The sequence below is a fragment of the Streptomyces sp. CWNU-52B genome, assembly GCF_047444975.1.
Classification (GTDB): domain Bacteria; phylum Actinomycetota; class Actinomycetes; order Streptomycetales; family Streptomycetaceae; genus Streptomyces.
The window spans coordinates 1-17419 of sequence record NZ_JBLFJV010000061.1 but is presented as its reverse complement, the minus strand read 5'-3'; the positions used below and the strand labels follow the sequence as shown (position 1 = coordinate 17419).

Here is a 17419-nt window from a genome sequence, read left to right as displayed (position 1 = left end):
AACTGCGTCCGAACCAGATCTGAGCCAGATCTGAACCGGATGTGCACTACATCCCGGTGAGATGCTCCGGGCGGACCGGTGTGCGGTTGAGCTCCAGGCCCGTCGCTGCGCGGATCGCCGCGAGGACCGCCGGGGTCGACGACAGGGTCGGGGCCTCGCCGATGCCACGGAGCCCGTACGGCGCGTGGTCGTCGGCGAGTTCGAGCACGTCGACGGGGATCGTCGGCGTGTCGAGGATCGTGGGGATGAGGTAGTCGGTGAAGGAGGGGTTCCTGACCTTCGCCGTCACGGGGTCGACGATGATCTCCTCCATGACCGCGATGCCGAGCCCCTGAACCGTGCCGCCCTGGATCTGGCCCAGGACCGACAGCGGGTTGAGCGCCTTGCCGACGTCCTGGGCGCAGGCCAGTTCGATGACCTTCACCAGGCCCAGTTCGGTGTCCACCTCGACGACGGCGCGGTGTGCCGCGAACGAGTACTGGACGTGCCCGGAGCCCTGCCCGGTGCGCAGGTCGAAGGGCTCGGTCGGCCGGTGCCGCCACTCCTCCTCGACCTCGACGACCTCGCCTTCGAGGACGTCCACCAGGTCGGCCAGCACCTCACCGCCGTCGGTGACGACCTTGCCGCCCTCCAGGAGCAGTTCGGCGGTGGCCCAGGCGGGGTGGTACGTGCCGAACTTGCGGCGGCCGATCTCCAGGACCTTCTCGCGGACGCACTCGCACGCGTGCTTCACGGCGCCACCGGTGACGTACGTCTGCCGCGACGCCGAGGTCGAACCGGCGGACCCCACCTGCGTGTCGGCCGGCTGGATGGTCACCTGGGCGACACCCAGCTCGGTGCGGGCGATCTGCGCGTGGACGGTGACCCCGCCCTGGCCGACCTCGGCCATCGCGGTGTGCACGGTCGCGACGGGTTCGCCGCCGACGACCTCCATACGGACCCTGGCGGTGGAGTAGTCGTCGAAGCCCTCGGAGAAGCCGACGTTCTTGATGCCGACCGCGTAGCCGACCCCGCGTACGACGCTCTCGCCGTGCGTGGTGTTGGAGAGGCCGCCGGGCAGCTGGCGCACGTCCGCCGCCTCGCCGGCCGCGAGCCACTGCTGCTCCGGCGGCAGGGGCATCGCCTTGACGCGGCGCAGGAGTTCGGCGACCGGGGCGGGCGAGTCGACCGGCTGTCCGGTCGGCATGACGGTGCCCTGCGACATCGCGTTGAGCTGACGGAACTCGACCCGGTCCATGCCCACCTCGTCGGCGAGCTTGTCCATCTGCGCCTCGTACGCGAAGCACGCCTGGACGGCGCCGAAGCCCCGCATGGCCCCGCAGGGCGGGTTGTTGGAGTAGAGGGCGACGGCCTCGATGTCGACGTCGTCCAGCACGTACGGGCCGACCGACAGGGAGGCGGCGTTGCCGACGACCGCCGGGGAGGCCGACGCGTAGGCGCCGCCGTCCAGGACGATCCGGCACTTCATGTGCGTGAGCCTGCCGTCCTTGGTCGCCCCGTGCTCGTAGTGGAGTTTCGCGGGGTGGCGGTGGACATGGCCGAAGAAGGACTCGAAGCGGTTGTAGACGATCTTGACCGGCTTGCCCGTGCGCAGGGCCAGCAGGCAGGCGTGGATCTGCATCGACAGGTCCTCGCGGCCGCCGAACGCGCCGCCGACCCCGGAGAGCGTCATCCGGACCTTGTCCTCGGGCAGCCCGAGCACCGGGGCGATCTGGCGCAGGTCGGAGTGCAGCCACTGGGTGGCGACGTAGAGGTCCACACCGCCGTCCTCGGCGGGCACGGCGAGGCCCGACTCGGGGCCCAGGAACGCCTGGTCCTGCATGCCGAAGGTGTACTCGCCCTCGACGACGAAGTCGGCTCGCCGCCGGGCCGCCGCCACGTCGCCGCGGACGATGGGCTGGCGGTGCACGATGTTCGGGTGGGGGACGTGGCCGGCGTGGTGGTCGTCGCGGCCCTCGTGGATCAGCGGGGCGTCCGGCGCGGTGGCCGACGCCTCGTCCGTGACCACCGGCAGTTCCCTGTACTCCACCTTGATCTTGGCGGCGGCACGGCGGGCGGTCTCGGGGTGGTCGGCGGCGACGATGGCGACGGGCTCGCCGTGGTGGCGTACGCGGCCGTGGGCGAGTACGGGGGTGTCCTGGATCTCCAGGCCGTAGTTCTTCACGGCGGTCGGCAGGTCGTCGTACGTCATGACGGCGTACACGCCTGGCGTCGCGAGCGCCTCGCCGGTGTCGATGGAGAGGATCTCGGCGTGCGCGACCGTGGACCGCAGGAGCTGGCCCCACAGCATGTCCTCGTGCCACATGTCGGACGAGTACGCGAACTCACCGGTGACCTTGAGCGTGCCGTCCGGGCGGAGCGTCGACTCGCCGATGCCGCCCTTGGCCGGGGAACCCTGGGTGACCTCGGTCGGCGTACCGACGGGAGCGGTGGCGCGGGTGATGTGAGTCATCGTCAGACCGCCTCTCCCTGTCGGGCGGCCGCCAGGCGGACCGCGTCCATGATCTTCTCGTAGCCGGTGCAGCGGCAGAGGTTGCCCGACAGCGCCTCGCGGATGTCCGCGTCGGTCGGGGTCGGGTTGCGCTCCAGCATCTCGTCGGCGGCGACGAGCAGACCGGGGGTGCAGAAGCCGCACTGGACGGCGCCGGCGTCGATGAACGCCTGCTGGATCGGGGCGAGTCCGGCGCCCTCCCCGGTCCGCGAGTCGGAGGTCCCGGGCGCCTCGGAGGCGCCATCCGCGCCAGTCGCGCGGCCCGCGCGCTCCGCCCGCTGTTCGGCGAAGTCGGCGAGGCCCTCGACGGTGACGACGTCGCGGCCCTCGGCCTGTCCGGCCGCCACCAGACACGAACACACCGGCACGTCGTCGAGGCGGACCGTGCAGGAACCGCACTCGCCCTGCTCGCAGGCGTTCTTCGAGCCCGGCAGGCCCAGGCGCTCCCGCAGCACGTACAGCAGGGACTCGCCCTCCCACACGTCGTCGGCTTCCTGCGGACGGCCGTTGACCGTGAAACTGACGCGCATTACGCGACCCTGCCCTTCTGCTGTGTGCCACCGGCGGTGCCGCGGTACGACTCCCAGGTCCAGGTCAGCGTGCGGCGCGCCATGACGCCCACCGCGTGGCGGCGGTAGCTCGCCGTGCCCCGGACGTCGTCGATGGGGTTGCAGGCGGCGGCGCACAGCTCGGCGAACTGTTTGGCCACCGACGGGGTGACGATCCTGCCGTTGTCCCAGAAGCCGCCCTCCTCCAGCGCCGCGTCCAGGAATTCCTCGGCCGTCCTGGCCCGTACGGGTGTGGGCGCGGCCGAGCCGATCCCGGTGCGGACCGTGCGGGTGTCGGGGTGCAGCGCCAGGCCGAAGGCGCAGACCGCGATCACCATGGCGTTGCGGGTGCCGACCTTCGAGTACTGCTGTGGGCCGGCCGCCTTCTTGACGTGGACGGCCCGGATGAGTTCGTCGGCGGCGAGCGCGTTGCGCTTCACGCCGGTGTAGAACGCGTCGATCGGGATCAGCCGGGAGCCCCGTACGGACTCCGCCTCGACCTCGGCGCCCGCCGCGAGGAGCGCGGGGTGGGCGTCACCGGCGGGGGAGGCGGTGCCGAGGTTGCCGCCGACCCCGCCGCGGTTGCGGATCTGCGGCGAGGCCACGGTGTGGGCGGCCAGGGCCAGGCCGGGCAGCTCGCCGCGCAGGTTTTCCATGATCGCCGTGTACGGGACCGAGGCGCCCAGGCGGACCGACTCCTCGCCGACCTCCCAGTCACCCAGCTCACCGACGCGGTTCAGGTCCAGCAGGTACTCGGGCCTGCGGTGGTCGAAGTTGATCTCGACCATCACATCGGTGCCACCCGCAATCGGCACAGCGGTGGGGTGCGCTGCCTTCGCGGCAAGCGCTTCCTCCCAGCTGGCGGGGCGAAGGAAGTCCATGACCGGCTCTCTTCTTCGTCTCGTGGATCGTGCTGTTCAAGCCAAGATCGTGTGCGGCGGGCCCGGCTCGTTCATGAGTTGTTCACGTGGATCGGAGTCAGTACACAGCGTGTTCCTCCACCAGGGTCAGTCACCGAAACCATGAAGGAGTTGGCTGGCCACGGCACCCATCTTGTAGATTCGTATGAACGGAGGGCCTCAGTAACCCCTTGGCCTTCCTCTGGAAACATCCGACGCAGCCCTCCGGAAACATCCGATGCGGTCCCCCCTCCCCGACCATCGGCCTCTCCCCCATACACCGTAGATTTCGAGACAGAACGGCGGCGACGAGATGCGGCTGCGCGCACTGCTGGACACGGACGCGCTGGGCCTGCGGCTGCTCGGCGGCCAGGACGAGCTGGACCGCGCCGTGCGGGGCGTGATGACCACGGACCTGCGGGACCCGAGCCGCTATCTCTCGGGCGGTGAGCTGGTGCTCACCGGGCTCGCCTGGCGCCGGAACGCCGCCGACTCGGAACCCTTCGTACGGCTGCTGGCGGGCGCCGGGGTCACGGCGCTCGCCGCGGGCGAGGCCGAGCTGGGCCCGATCCCGGACGACCTGGTGGCCGCCTGCGCCAAGCACCGGCTGCCGCTGTTCGCCGTCAACGAGTCGGTGGCCTTCGCGACGATCACCGAGCACGTCGTACGGCAGGTGTCGGGCGAGCGTGCCGGGGACCTGGCGGCCGTGGTGGACCGGCACCGCCGGATGATGACCTCGGGACCCGCGGGCGGCGGCCCGGACGTGGTCCTGGACCTGCTGGGCTCCGACCTGGACCTGCGGGCCTGGGTGCTGTCCCCCGCGGGCCGGCTGGTCGCGGGCTCGCACCGCGCGGAGGCGGAGCTGCCCCCGGGGGTGGGCGCGACGCTGGCCGGCGCGCACCTGGCGGCGGTCCGCTCGGGCCGGCGCGGGCCGTACCGGGTGACGGTGGGCCCGACGACGTACTCGCTCTTCCCGGTCCGCGGCGGCGGTCGCGGCGCGGCGGGCACCGCGGGCACACCGGGCGCCGCGGGCACTTCGGTGGCACCGGGCGTACCGGCCGGGGCGGGCGGGCGCGACGTGCGCGAGACGGTCCTGTCGGAGTGGCTGCTCGCGGTCGAGGCGGACGCCGGGGACTGGCCGGAGGGGCGTCTCGACCTGCTGGAGGGCGTGACGCAGCTGATAGCGGTGGAGCGGGACCGCCGGGACGCGGCCCGCACCGTGCGGCGCCGGCTCGCGCAGGAGATTCTGGAGCTGGTGCAGAACGGCGCGGCGCCCGCCGAGATCGCCGCCCGGCTGCGGGTCGCGGCGCCCGTCCTGCTGCCGGGGCTCGGCGCGGCACCGCACTGGCAGGTCGTGGTCGCCCGCGTGGAGTGGGACGTGACGAAGGGCGGGCAGCCCGCCGCGGAGACGGGCGGCGGGACGCCGGCCGACGGGCTCCGGGGCGGCCCGGTCGCGCAGTCCCTCCTGGAGGAGATCCTGGTCGACCCGCTGTCGGCGGGACCGGAGTCGTCCGACCGGATCGCCGTCGCCCACACGGGTGACGAGGCGGTCGCGCTCGTACCGCTGCCCGCTGTCTCCTCGGAGCACGACGGCTCGGAGACCGGGCTGCTCGCCGACACGATCCTGGAGGCCGTACGCGATCCGCTGTCGGCCGGGCTCGACGGCGACGGGCGGCTCACGCTCGGCGTCAGCGCGGCCGTGCACTCGGCTGAGGGGCTGCGCGGCGCCCTGGAGGAGGCCCGGCACGCGCGCCGGGTGGCCGCGGCCCGGCCGGGGCGGGTGTGCGCGGCCGGCCACCAGGAGCTGGCGTCGCATGTGCTGCTGCTGCCGTTCGTGCCGGACGACGTGCGCCGTGCCTTCACCGCCCGGCTGCTGGACCCGCTCCGCGACTACGACCGGCGGCACCGCGCCGAGCTGGTCCCGACCCTTGAGGCGTTCCTCGACTGCGACGGTTCCTGGACCCGCTGTGCGGCCCGTCTGCACCTGCACGTCAACACGCTGCGCTATCGCGTCGGACGGATCGAGCAGTTGACGAGCCGAGATCTTTCCCGGCTGGAGGACAAGCTGGACTTCTTCCTGGCGTTGCGGATGAGCTGAGGTCACAGGGCTGCGGACGGCGCGGCCCCCGTCGTGGGGACACGGCGGGGAGCCCGCAGAAGGCACCAAGTGTCGTCTCTGTCCCACGATCTGTCCCACGACTTTGTGAAATCCTTCACCTACCCCCTTGGCCGGGTGCTCTGATTCGTGCTGAGATGCCGCCACCACTCAACAGCTCAATGGCGTGCTCGGGGAGGGCAACGTGGCGCATCCCGCCATGTCTGGTTACGGAACGAATGCCGGAGACGATCCACTCCAGACCGCGGTATGGCGGTTGCGCTCGCGCGCCTGCTGGGCCGACGCGGCCGCACTCCTAGAACCGATCACGGCGGCGGCCGCTCTGCAACGGGCCTCGCTCCTCGTCGAGCGGTGCCTCTACACCGAGAAGGGGTGGGCGGAGGCGGAGGACGCGCTGCGGACGGCGGAGGCGCTGGCCCAGAGCGACGACGAGCGGGGGGCCGCGGCGTGCGAGCGCGGACAGCTCGCCTACGCGTCCACGCTGCTCGCGGTGCGTGACCGTGCCGACGAGGCGCGGGCCGCGCTCGGCCGGGCGGCGGCCCTGATCGCGCCGGGCGCCCGGGGCCGGGCCCTGCTCGACTTCCGGCGCGGGCTGCTCGCCGAGAACCTCGCCCACTCCCCGCAGTCCGCGCGGGCCGCCTACCGCCGCGCCCACGCAGGCGCCACCGCGCACGACGCGCCACTGCTGCTCTCCTTCACCTGGCGGCACCTCGCCGGACTCGCTCTGCGGGAGGGCGAGTTGGCGGAGGCCCGGCACGGCTTCGCCGAATCCCTGCGCATCCGGGAGGAGTTGGGCTACCTCGTCGGCACGGCCCCGGCGCTGGCGTCGCTCGCAGACGCGGAGACCGAGCCGGAGGCGTCCCGGCTGCGGGCGGAGGCGGGCCGGCTGTTCCGGCTCCTCGGGGGCGTACCCACGTGGCTGGCCGGTCAGTTGGCACCACCGGCGGCCACGGCCTGACGACGCATGCCGTCCGGGTGGGGGCCGCCCGGTGGGGTCTTGACCGACCGGCCCGGCCGGTCGGACCCCCGGCCGCGGCCACCCTCCGGTCGCCGCCGACGTCGGGCCGGTGCGTGCGTGCCGCGCGCCGCTGTACGCCGGTGTCCTACGCGCCGGCGAAGTGTTCCCGTATCAGGGACTGCGCGGTCGGGATGTCCTGCGCGGTCAACGCGTCGAGCACGGCCGTGTGTTGGGCGGCGTCGGCCAGCAGGTCGGCGCGCGGGCGGCGGACGGGGGCACCGGCCATGGGCCACTGGGCACGGCGGTGGAGGTCGTCCGCGAGCTGCACCAGCTGGCGGTTGCCCGAGAGGGCGAGGACCGCGGCGTGGAAGACCCGGTCCGACTCGGCGTAGCACGCGTGGTCGCCGGTGGCGGCCGCCGTCACCGTCGCGTCGGCGAGCGGGCGCAGTTCGTCCCAGCAGGGCGCGCCGACGGTACGGGTCAGTCGCAGCATGACCGGCATCTCGACGAGGGCCCGGATCTCGGCCAGCTCGGCCAGCTCCCTGGCCCCGCGCCGTATGACACGGAAACCCCGGTTCGGTACGACCTCGACGGCCCCCTCGTTCGCGAGTTGCTGCATGGCCTCGCGCACCGGGGTCGCCGAGACGCCGAAGCGTTCGCCGAGGGCGGGGGCGGAGTAGACCTCACCCGGGGCGAGGTCGCCGGCGACGAGGGCGGAACGGAGGGCGTCGAGGATCTGGCCGCGCACGGAGGCCCGCTGGATCACGGGCCGACGGGCCGCCACGGAGGCGAACGCGGAGCCGGAGCCGGCGGCGGATCCGGCGGCGCGCCTGCCGGGGGCGTCGGCCGGGCCCGGGGTCCGCGGGTCCCGTACGGCCTCCTGGGTCACGGCGGACAACCGTGGCTGGGGGATCGGGGTCTCGCTGTGGGTGTGCTCGCCGCGGGCCGCCTGCTCGGCCGGGACGGTGGGGACCGCCGGGGCCGCGGGGCCCGTCCGCGCCACGGTGTCGTCGCGCGGGGCCTCGGCACGGCCGGTCCCGCGCTGCCGCGGACCGCCGTCCGGCCGCGCCTGCGGCGGGACCCGCACGGCGGCCGCGCCGGTACGGGCCCGGGCGGTACGGGCCTCGGGGGCGCGCGCTCCCGAGGGAGGGACCTCCGCGGGAAGAGCCTCCGCGGGACAGACCTCGAACGGGTCTCCGGCAGTGCCGTACGCCTCGCGTGAACCGGCCTTCTCCACGGGAGCCTCCTCCGGGGTTGGCGAGTGGTGGTGGGCAAGTGGCGGGTAATTCGGGTGGGGTACGTCGTGACCCCGACAGAACAGGGTAAACCCCGACCCTATCGGGTAAGGTAAGCCTTACCTGTTGATCATCCCTGCCGATCATCGTGAAACGGGGTCCCGCATGCCCGCTCCCGCGCCCCGCACCGTCGTCGCGCACTCCGTCCTCACCGAGGCGTACACGCGGATGACCGAGGTGTTCCCGGCCCTGGGAGTGACGGAGCTCGCCCCCGGCGAACCCGCCCCGACGGGCGACGGCCGGATCGCCGTCACCGAGCTCGCGCGGGCCGGCGCCGGGCTCGACTCCTATCTCGCGTGGGACGACGAGCAGGTGCTGGCCGACCACGGACGGCGGGGGCGCCCTGACGTCATCGCCAGTTTCGGCCTGCACCGGTACGCGTGGCCGGCCTGCCTGCTGATCACGGTGCCGTGGTTCGTGCTGCGCCGCGTGCCCCGTTTCCCCGTACGGGACGTCACGTTCCAGCGGATGCCCGGCCGTATCGCGGTGCGCGTGGGCGAGTTCGCCTGCCTGCCGGACGACCCGGCGGCGGCGCTGCCCGGCGCCCGGGTCGTCCCGGACGAGGAGGCCCTGCGTGCGGCGGTACGGGCCTCCGTGGCCGAGCACCTGGAGCCGGTGCTCGGCGGTTTCGGCCCCCGGATGCGCCGCCGGGGTCATGCGCTGTGGGCCATGGCGACCGACGAGGTCGTCGAGAGCCTCTGGTACGTCGCCGGTCTGCTGGGCGAACAGCGGCGCGCGACGGAGGAGTTGGCGCGGCTGTTCCCCAGGACCACCCGGCCGTACGTCGGCCCGGCCGGCTTCCGCGAGGTGACCGGTGCGAACGGCGAGTGCCTGCCCACCCGGGACCGGGCCAGCTGCTGCTTCTACTACACCCTCGACGCCGAGGACACCTGCGCGAACTGCCCGCGCAACTCCGAGGCCGTCCGGATAGCGAAGCTGACGGCGGAGGCAGCCGAGGCGGCCGAAGCGGCCCGGACGAGCGAGGTGGCCGGGGCGGCGGGCTGAGCCCCGCGTTCGCGCACCACCCGCGTCCCGTAAGATCAACTCAGCTTGGACCCCGCCGTTTTGGCCACGGACGGGGTCGCTTAGGTTACGGCTGATTCACAATATCCTCACTCGACGCAGGAACTTTCCGTTGAACCACCCGTACGGGTAATCTAACTCGAACTCAGCTCCCGCTCCTCAAGCGGCAGTTCGAGGAGAATGCCGCCCACGCGCATCCCCTTGCACTCTCTTGGCGGCCTCTTGCCCCGAAACCCCCTGAGGACCCGCGGGATTGGGCCACTATGACGGGCGTTACGCCCTATCCCAATGCAAGGGACCCCATATGAGACTGACCGACATATCGCTGAACTGGCTGCTACCCGGCGCCGTGCTGCTCCTGGGCCTGCTGGCGGCGGTTGCGGTGCTCGCGCGTGGAAAGCGCGCCGGGGAAAAGACCCGCTCCGAAGACTCGTGGGAGCGCACGGAAGAACGCCGCAGGCGCAAGGAGGCCGTCTACGGCACCGCTTCCTATGTACTGCTGTTCTGCTGTGCCGCGGTCGCCGCCGCTCTCTCCTTCCACGGCCTGGTCGGCTTCGGCGAGCAGAACCTGAACCTCTCCGACGGCTGGCAGTACCTGGTGCCGTTCGGCCTGGACGGCGCGGCCATGTTCTGCTCCGTACTCGCGGTGCGCGAGGCCAGCCACGGCGACGCGGCGCTCGGCTCCCGGATACTCGTGTGGACGTTCGCGGCCGCCGCCGCCTGGTTCAACTGGGTGCACGCCCCCAGGGGTCTCGACCACGCCGGCGCCCCGCACTTCTTCGCCGGCATGTCCCTTTCGGCCGCCGTCCTGTTCGACCGTGCCCTGAAGCAGACCCGTCGTGCCGCCCTGCGTGAGCAGGGTCTGGTGCCCCGGCCGCTGCCGCAGATCCGGATCGTACGGTGGCTGCGTGCCCCTCGTGAGACGTACGCGGCCTGGTCGCTCATGCTCCTCGAGAACGTGCGCAGCCTGGACGAGGCCGTCGAGGAGGTCCGCGAGGACAAGCGGGACAAGGAGCAGAACCGACTGCGCCGGCGCGACCAGGAGAAGCTGGACCGTGCCCGCATCAAGGCGATCACCCGCGGCCACCGCGGAATGATCGGCCGCGGCGGCCGTCAGGCGGAGCTGCAGGCGGCGCAGGCGGCCCCGCAGGCCGCTTCGGAGCCTGCCATAGCGACGCCGGAGCTGCCCGCACGCGCCGCCCGGCCCTCGCTGCAGCCCGTTCGCCGCAGCGGTGAGTCCGGGACGGTCGACCTCACCGCGGAGGACGACACAATGGCCCTCCCCCGGCTCGACTCCCTCGAGCGCAAGCTGAAGGACCTGGAGCAGCAGTTCGGCTGACCGGGACCGGGCCGTTCGACGGCCTCACCTCTGGACGGGGGCGCGGCAGTTCATGCCGCGCCCCCGTCCAGTTCGAACCACACCGCCTTGCCCACCCCGTGCATCCGTACGCCCCACGCGTCCGCGAGCGACTGCACCAGGATCAGACCTCTGCCGTGGGTGCCCTCGTCGGCGTTCGGCACCCGGAGCCTGGGCCTGCGGGAGTCGAAGTCCCGTACCTCCACGCGGAGTCCGCGCGGTCCGACGGTCGCCGTCAGCAGCGCCTCCTGATCGGTGTGGACGAGCGCGTTGGTGACGATCTCGCTGGTCAGCAGTTCCGCCGTCTCGGACCTGCCGGGCCGCCCCCAGTGGGCGAGCAGTTCCCGCAGCGCCCTGCGGACCTCGGGCACCGCCCTCAGGTCGCAGCGCCGGAGCCTGCGCCTGAGGTGCGACAGACCCTGTTGGCCGGGTGCGCTCTCCGCCGTGTCCCCCGCGGTCGTGGCCGTGTTCACCGTCTCTGCCGAGAAGGCCCCGGATAAAACGGGACCGCCCCCTCGTACGTACCTCTTCATGACCCCCGCCGTCACTGTCGGTACCCCTCGTGCTCGAACACCTTCACGGGATGCATGCCCCGCCGGGAAAGGCCGCAGTCATGTCGAATCTTGAATCGCCGGGTGTACGGGGGCCGGTGGCCCGCGCCTGACCCGGACGCGCCGCGGGCCCGGCGCGCCGCGGCCCGGTGTCCGTCCCCGGCCTCCCCGCGAGGGTTCACTCCTGCGAAAACTTTCGACGCGGCCCGTGGACGGCGACCGGGGCGGGCAGGGCTCGTACGGCGGACGTCGGCGACTCGGCGCCGCGCGGCGGATTCCGTACCCGTACGCCGGGGCTGCCGAGGAAAGCCATGGTCGACTCGGAGGTTCCGTTTGGATGCCAGGCGCCTCGGCCGGGCAGGCCGTCGCGCACGGTGACCGCGGCCCGCGCGGTGGTCCGGTACGACGCCCCCGAGCCGCGCCGGGAAGGCGGCTCGGGCGCGAGCCACCCGGCCGGTCCGCCGCGCGGTGCGGCCCCGAATCCGGCGGGGTCGTACGGCTCCGGGCCGGCCGGTCCGTCTGACGGACCGTCCACCGGCGCTCGGCCCAACTGCCCACACCCGTCTGCCGCACCGGCCGTACGCGGGTCGGCCGAGAGCCGTCGGGGACAGGAACGGGGGCCGCCCTCTCGACCCCCGTGACGGGAGGGCGGCCCCGGCTTTTCGGGCGGTCAGTACAGCTTGTCGACCGCGGTGACGGTGGTCTGTTCGAAGGCCTCTACCGGTGCGTCGGAGAAGTCACCCATCTGGCCCCACTTCACGACCGTGACGGCCCTGCCGTCACGGCCGACCGAGTAGAGGTTGATGTCGGTGGCCCCCCAGGAGGTGCTGGTGTGCACCCCGTACACATGGGCGCCCTCCTCGACCGGCAGCGTGCCGTAGTCCCTGAGGGTGGCCTCGATCTCGGAGTCGGCCCGTTCGGACTTCGCCGCGCAGTCCTCGATCGCCGTGTTCAGCCGCGCGGCGAGAGCACCCGCCTTGGCGTAGCTGCCGACGACCACGGTGAGCTGCTGGGCGTTGGTCTCCAGGTCCGTCCGGAAGTCGCGGTACGAGGAGTTGTAGCCCGGCAGCGCCTCCTCCAGACAGAACACCAGCTCGCCGGGGACACCGGGCGTGACCCGGCCCGCCGTCCAGGCGGACGTGGGGTGCGGGGGCAGCTGCGAGGCCGACAGGAACCCGGTGGTGCCGCGTGACGTCGTCGGGCCGGACACCGAGGTGGGCGCGGCGGTGTGCGCCGTGGCACCGGCGGGGCCGGCGAGAGCCGTCCCCGCAGCCAGGGCCGCGACGGTGAGTACGGTGGACGCCGTGGTTCTGGTGCGCCTGGTCATCGAGTGTTCCCCCTTGTTCCCCTACGGACGTGCTGTCCCACGAAGCCCGTCGTGGGCCCCCGCCGACTGGTCGGTGCGGCGGTGGCCGGTGCGACACCAGAAGCATCAGCCGCCACTCGGGGCCTGTGCAACAGACGGCGGCGTTTCCGCGACGGTGGAACCATCCCATCCCTCCTGACGTGCAGGTATATGGGGTGCCTGGGATGCTCTCCCAGGCCGGCAGATGCCCCGCACGCCGGGGTGACGACGAGTACGGGGGCACGGTGTCGACTCGGGACCACGACGTCGAGGAGTTCGCGGCACTGCTGAGACGTCTGAAGGCACGGACGGACCGCAGTTACGGCGCCCTCGCGCGCCGGGTGAACATGAACACCTCGACGCTGCACCGCTACTGCGCCGGTGACGCGGTGCCGCTGGAGTTCGCGCCCGTGGAGCGGTTCGCGGCGTTGTGCGGGGCGACCGCGGCCGAGCGGCTGGAACTGCACCGCCTGTGGATCCTGGCGGTCGAGGCGCGACAGCGTCCGCGGACACCCGGCCCACCGGAAAACCGCGAGCCGGGTGAGAACCCGGAGGCGGGGGTCGACGGAGGCGGGGCTGTCATGGACCGGGTCGGCGCAGGTGGGGTTGCCGTGGACGGCGCCGGCGCAGGTGGGGTTGCCGTGGACGGCGCCGGCTCGGGCGAGGCCGACGCTCGTGGCGCCGACACGGACGGGACCGCCGCAGGCACGGCCGGCCCAGACGGGCCCGCCACGGACAAGGCCGCCGCCGCAGGCAAGGCCGATACGGACGGGGCAACCGCAGGCGGTGACGTCACAGACGAAGCCGACGCGGACGAGACCGCCGCAGGCAAGGCCGGCACGGACGAAGCCGGCGTGGACGGGCCCTCCACACACAAGACCGGCACGGACGAAGCCGGCGTGGACAGGCCCGGCTCGGACGGCGCCCGCGCAGGCAAGCCCGGTGCAGTTGGAGCCGGCGTGGACGAAGCCGGCGCGGAGGCGCCCGGCTCGGAGTCGTCGGGCTCGGAGGCGTCGGGCTCGGCCGAGCTCAGTGCCGCCGGCGGGCTCGTGTCCGGCTCGGGCGGCGCCGGCCGGCGCCCCCGGCAGCGACGGCGGATCGCCCTCACCCTGGCGGCCGTGTCCGCGCTGCTCGTCACGCTCGGCGCGCTGGTGTCCCTCCCCGGCGACCGGCCCTCCGACGACGCCTCCGACATCGTCGGCCCCTCCCCGGCCCCGACCGCGAAGGCCACCTCGGAGGACGCGCGCAAGCGCCCCTCGACGAGTCCCTCCCCCAGCAGGCCGGGACCGTCGCCCTCGGCCGGTGCCACCGGCAAGGCGGCCGGGGCCCCCGGCAAGAGCGGCGCACCGTCGAAGGGCGCGAAACCCAAGGGGAGCGGATCCGGCGCCGTACCGCTCACCTGGACCGCGAACTCGCACGTCTGGCAGAACGGCTGTTCCCACGACTACGTCATCCGGAAGGACCCCGAACAGGTCCCGCCACCGCCCGCCGCGCAGGACGCCGGGACCTGGGCGGCGTCCCAGGACGCCGTGCACGGACGGCAGACGAGCGTGCAGATCTCGGTACAGGGCCGGACCTCCACCGCCGTCGTGCTGACGGCGCTGCGGGTCCGGGTGGTCGGCCGCACCGCCCCCGTCGCCGGCACCGTCTACGCCATGGACCAGGGCTGCGGCGGTTCGCTCACCCCTCGCTCCTTCGCCGTCGACCTCGACAAGGACCGCCCGATCGCCCGTTCCGTCCCCGGCAACGACGAGGGCACGCCGATCCCGGCGGTCCGCATGCCCTACCGGGTGTCGGACAAGGACCCGGAGGTGCTGCTCGTCAACGCGACGACCGAGACCTGCGGCTGCTCCTGGTACCTGGAGCTCGACTGGTCGTCCGAGGGGCGCACCGGCACGACCCGCGTCGACGACCACGGCAGTCCGTTCCGTACCAGCGCCATCGAGGGGCTGCCGCGCTACTGGTACGGCTCCGACGACTCGGAGCGCCGGTGGGTCCCCGCGGTCGAGTGACCCCGGCGCCCCGGCCGCCGCCGGCGCGGCCTACGGCCGGGGCACGTTGCGGAGGTTGGAGCGGGCCAGCTGCGCCATGCGGCCCACTCCCCCGTCGAGGACGATCTTCGACGCCGACAGGGCGAAGCCCGTGACCATCTCCCGGCTGATCTTCGGCGGGATGGACAGGGCGTTCGGGTCGGTGACGATGTCCACGAGCGCCGGGCCCTTGTGCCGGAAGGCGTCCTTCAGGGCGCCCGCGAGCTGCTTGGGCTTCTCGACGCGTACGCCGTAGGCACCGCAGGCCCGTGCGACGGCGGCGAAGTCGGGGTTCTTGTTGCCCGTCCCGTACGCGGGCAGCCCGGCGACCATCATCTCCAGCTCGACCATGCCCAGGGACGAGTTGTTGAAGAGGACGACCTTCACCGGCAGGTCGTACTGGACGAGGGTGAGGAAGTCGCCCATCAGCATGGAGAATCCGCCGTCGCCCGACATGGAGACGACCTGGCGGCCGCGGTCGGTGAACTGCGCGCCGATGGCCTGCGGCAGGGCGTTGGCCATGGAGCCGTGCGAGAAGGAGCCGATGATGCGGCGGCGGCCGTTGGGTGAGATGTAGCGGGCCGCCCACACGTTGCACATACCGGTGTCGACCGTGAACACGGCGTCGTCGTCGGCGAGTTCGTCGAGCACCGAGGCCACGTACTCCGGGTGGATCGGGATGTGCTTGTCGACCTTGCGCGTGTAGGCCTTGACGACCCCGTCGAGCGCGTCGGCGTGTTTCTTGAGCATCTTGTCGAGGAAGCGGCGACTGCTCTTGGGGCTCACCTTCGGGGTGAGACAGCGCAGGGTCTCCTTCACGTCGCCCCACACCGCGAGGTCCAGCTTCGAGCGGCGCCCCAGGCGCTCGGGCCGCACGTCGACCTGCGCGATCTTGACGTCGTCCGGGAGGAAGGCGTTGTACGGGAAGTCGGTGCCCAGCAGGATCAGCAGGTCGCACTCGTGGGTGGCCTCGTAGGCGGCGCCGTAGCCGAGCAGTCCGCTCATACCGACGTCGTACGGGTTGTCGTACTGGATCCATTCCTTCCCGCGCAGGGCGTGCCCGACCGGGGACTTGATCTTCTCGGCGAACGCCATCACCTCGGCGTGCGCGCCCGCGGTGCCGCTGCCGCAGAAGAGGGTCACCTTGCCCGCCTGGTCGATCATCTCGGCGAGCTTGTCGATCTCGGTGTCGCCGGGGCGCACGGTGGGGCGGGAGGTGACGAGGGCGGACTCGGGTGCCTTGTCCGGGGCCTCCTGGTCGGCGATGTCGCCCGGCAGCGTCACGACGCTCACGCCGCCCTGGCCGACGGCGTGCTGGATGGCGGTCTGCAGCAGCCGCGGCATCTGCTTCGGGTTGGAGATCATCTCGCTGTAGTGGCTGCACTCACGGAACAGCTGCTCGGGGTGGGTCTCCTGGAAGAACCCGAGGCCGATCTCGCTGGACGGGATGTGCGAGGCGAGGGCCAGCACCGGGGCCATGGAACGGTGCGCGTCGTAGAGCCCGTTGATGAGGTGGAGGTTTCCCGGACCGCAGGAGCCCGCGCAGGCGGCGAGCCCGCCGGTGATCTGGGCCTCGGCACCCGCCGCGAACGCCGCCGTCTCCTCGTGCCGGACATGGATCCAGTCGATGGCGGAGTTGCGCCGGATGGCGTCGACGACCGGGTTGAGGCTGTCGCCGACGACTCCGTACAGGCGTTTGACGCCCGCACGGACGAGGATGTCGACGAACTGCTCGGCGACGTTCTGCTTGGCCATGAGTCACGCGCCCCTTGCTGTCGTTCGCTGTCACGGGATTCCTCTCGTATCCCATCTGTTCACAGCGGGCGCGGTTACGCCTCCCAAACGGCGGCGGCCGTCCGGTCGTCGGCGTATCCCTTGACCCGGACGGTGCTGTCCGCGAGGAACGTGGCGAGGCCGGGCGGTTCGGGGGCCGACCAGCGGGAGGTGAGGTGGTCGACCAGGCTCGGTTCGCCGCGCAGCGGGTCGGCGAGGCCGCCGGTGCACAGCAGGAGCGTGTCGCCCGGTCGGGCGACGGAGGCCCGGAATCGGAAGGGGGCGCGGGGCGGCGGCTCGGGGGCCGGCTCGTACGGGCTCGGGGGTGTGGCGATGCCCAGGTCCATGGTGAGACGGTCGCCGTCGGGTGTCTCGTGGGGCAGCGAGCCGAAGCCGACGACGGCCTCGCCCGTGGTGTCGGCGACGCGCGGTTCGATGTCCTGCCACTCGCCGTCGCGCAGCCGGAAGAGGCCGCCCGCGCCGACGCCGAAGAAGACGCGCGTACGGCACGCGGGGTCGGCGGGCAGGAGGAGACAGCGCAGGCTCGCGGTGTACTCCTCCGGTTCGACGCCCTGCTCGGCGGCGCTGGCCCGCAGTTTGCCGAGGCTGCGGTCGGTGAGCCGCTGCAGGCCCGACTTCAGGTCGCCGCGCCGGGCGGCCCTGATGTCCTCGGCGAGCCGTGCGTGGCTGCGGCCGACGGCCCGCCCGATCCACTGGCAGGCCTCGGCGGCGGCCCGGTGGGCGTCGGGGGTGGCGCGGGCGCCGGTCGCCATGGCCACCAGGACGAGGGCGCCGGCGCCGGTGCCGAAGCGGGCGGTGAGCAGGGAGTCCCTGCGCGGCTCGCCACGGAACCGCGCGGAGTCGCCGCGCACCGATGCGGCGCGCAGGGTGCTCGTTCCGTACGACGCGCCGTCCAGCACGGTGTCGGCCACGAGGTCGTCGAGGTCGTCCGGGTCGGCGAGGGGGAGTGCGGTGGGTTCGGGGTCGTAGGTGGGGGGTCCGGAACCGACGTGGTCGAGGACCGTGGGGGGTC

General features: G+C 72.9%; 13 protein-coding genes. 5 read left to right on the top strand and 8 right to left on the bottom strand.

Translation table 11 applies throughout. The features are described from left to right. Nucleotides 1-46 precede the first annotated feature (46 nt). Genes ACLVWQ_RS38920 through ACLVWQ_RS38910 form a run of 3 tightly spaced genes read right to left on the bottom strand, consistent with a single transcriptional unit; the run spans nt 47 to nt 3920 of the window. Nucleotides 47-2452 carry a xanthine dehydrogenase family protein molybdopterin-binding subunit gene (locus ACLVWQ_RS38920; protein ID WP_414114047.1) on the bottom strand — a complete coding sequence of 802 codons (2406 nt, stop codon included), beginning with the start codon at nt 2450-2452 and terminating at the stop codon, nt 47-49. 2 nt (nt 2453-2454) lie between these two features. Beyond that, the gene (locus ACLVWQ_RS38915; RefSeq protein ID WP_414114046.1) at nt 2455-3021 is read right to left on the bottom strand and encodes a (2Fe-2S)-binding protein; all 567 of its coding nucleotides are present in this window, start codon (nt 3019-3021) and stop codon (nt 2455-2457) included. Beyond that, nucleotides 3021-3920 carry an FAD binding domain-containing protein gene (locus ACLVWQ_RS38910; RefSeq protein ID WP_414114045.1) on the bottom strand — a complete coding sequence of 300 codons (900 nt, stop codon included), beginning with the start codon at nt 3918-3920 and terminating at the stop codon, nt 3021-3023. Before ACLVWQ_RS38910 ends, ACLVWQ_RS38915 begins: the two co-directional genes overlap by 1 nt. A 331-nt stretch (nt 3921-4251) precedes the next feature. On the opposite strand from ACLVWQ_RS38910, the gene ACLVWQ_RS38905 reads away from it, so the two are divergent. Beyond that, entirely contained in the window at nt 4252-6036 is a 1785-nt protein-coding gene (locus tag ACLVWQ_RS38905) for a PucR family transcriptional regulator (protein ID WP_414114044.1), read from the top strand. A gap of 202 nt (nt 6037-6238) precedes the next feature. Continuing rightward, nucleotides 6239-7012, top strand: coding sequence for a hypothetical protein (locus tag ACLVWQ_RS38900; RefSeq protein ID WP_414114043.1), 774 nt, complete (start codon nt 6239-6241; stop codon nt 7010-7012). A gap of 145 nt (nt 7013-7157) precedes the next feature. On the opposite strand, the gene ACLVWQ_RS38895 is transcribed toward ACLVWQ_RS38900, so the two are convergent. Next, on the bottom strand, nt 7158-8015 hold the full coding sequence (locus ACLVWQ_RS38895; RefSeq protein WP_414114084.1) for a GntR family transcriptional regulator: 858 nt from the start codon (nt 8013-8015) through the stop codon (nt 7158-7160). A 397-nt stretch (nt 8016-8412) separates the two neighbouring features. On the opposite strand from ACLVWQ_RS38895, the gene ACLVWQ_RS38890 reads away from it, so the two are divergent. Then, a complete protein-coding gene (locus tag ACLVWQ_RS38890) occupies nt 8413-9312 on the top strand; it encodes a (2Fe-2S)-binding protein (protein WP_414114042.1) in 900 nt (299 codons plus the stop codon). A gap of 322 nt (nt 9313-9634) precedes the next feature. Then, nucleotides 9635-10669 (top strand): DUF2637 domain-containing protein, encoded by a 1035-nt coding sequence (locus ACLVWQ_RS38885; RefSeq protein WP_414114041.1) that lies wholly within the window; start codon nt 9635-9637, stop codon nt 10667-10669. A 50-nt stretch (nt 10670-10719) separates the two neighbouring features. On the opposite strand, the gene ACLVWQ_RS38880 is transcribed toward ACLVWQ_RS38885, so the two are convergent. Together ACLVWQ_RS38880 and ACLVWQ_RS38875 are read right to left on the bottom strand one after the other, a co-directional pair. Then, a complete protein-coding gene (locus ACLVWQ_RS38880; RefSeq protein ID WP_414114040.1) occupies nt 10720-11220 on the bottom strand; it encodes an ATP-binding protein in 501 nt (166 codons plus the stop codon). A gap of 688 nt (nt 11221-11908) precedes the next feature. Next, a complete protein-coding gene (locus ACLVWQ_RS38875; protein ID WP_414114039.1) occupies nt 11909-12565 on the bottom strand; it encodes a hypothetical protein in 657 nt (218 codons plus the stop codon). Nucleotides 12566-12828: 263 nt separating this feature from the next. Here ACLVWQ_RS38875 and ACLVWQ_RS38870 point away from each other — a divergent pair, with 263 nt between their 5' ends. Next, a complete protein-coding gene (locus ACLVWQ_RS38870) occupies nt 12829-14595 on the top strand; it encodes a helix-turn-helix domain-containing protein (RefSeq protein ID WP_414114038.1) in 1767 nt (588 codons plus the stop codon). Between the two features lie 30 nt (nt 14596-14625). Here the strand turns inward: ACLVWQ_RS38870 and ACLVWQ_RS38865 are convergent, their stop codons facing one another. Then, a complete protein-coding gene (locus ACLVWQ_RS38865) occupies nt 14626-16368 on the bottom strand; it encodes a pyruvate dehydrogenase (protein ID WP_414114037.1) in 1743 nt (580 codons plus the stop codon). Nucleotides 16369-16442: 74 nt separating this feature from the next. Continuing rightward, a partial coding sequence (locus ACLVWQ_RS38860; protein ID WP_414114036.1) for a protein phosphatase 2C domain-containing protein occupies nt 16443-17419 on the bottom strand: 977 nt, incomplete at its 5' end.

Bases quoted from the DNA above. Each gene is read 5' to 3' on its own strand.
- ACLVWQ_RS38920 (WP_414114047.1), bottom strand. From the start codon at position 2,452: ATGACTCACATCACCCGCGCCACCGCTCCCGTCGGTACGCCGACCGAG.
- ACLVWQ_RS38915 (WP_414114046.1), bottom strand. From the start codon at position 3,021: ATGCGCGTCAGTTTCACGGTCAACGGCCGTCCGCAGGAAGCCGACGAC.
- ACLVWQ_RS38910 (WP_414114045.1), bottom strand. From the start codon at position 3,920: ATGGACTTCCTTCGCCCCGCCAGCTGGGAGGAAGCGCTTGCCGCGAAG.
- ACLVWQ_RS38905 (WP_414114044.1), top strand. From the start codon at position 4,252: ATGCGGCTGCGCGCACTGCTGGACACGGACGCGCTGGGCCTGCGGCTG.
- ACLVWQ_RS38890 (WP_414114042.1), top strand. From the start codon at position 8,413: ATGCCCGCTCCCGCGCCCCGCACCGTCGTCGCGCACTCCGTCCTCACC.
- ACLVWQ_RS38885 (WP_414114041.1), top strand. From the start codon at position 9,635: ATGAGACTGACCGACATATCGCTGAACTGGCTGCTACCCGGCGCCGTG.
- ACLVWQ_RS38880 (WP_414114040.1), bottom strand. From the start codon at position 11,220: ATGAAGAGGTACGTACGAGGGGGCGGTCCCGTTTTATCCGGGGCCTTC.
- ACLVWQ_RS38875 (WP_414114039.1), bottom strand. From the start codon at position 12,565: ATGACCAGGCGCACCAGAACCACGGCGTCCACCGTACTCACCGTCGCG.
- ACLVWQ_RS38865 (WP_414114037.1), bottom strand. From the start codon at position 16,368: ATGGCCAAGCAGAACGTCGCCGAGCAGTTCGTCGACATCCTCGTCCGT.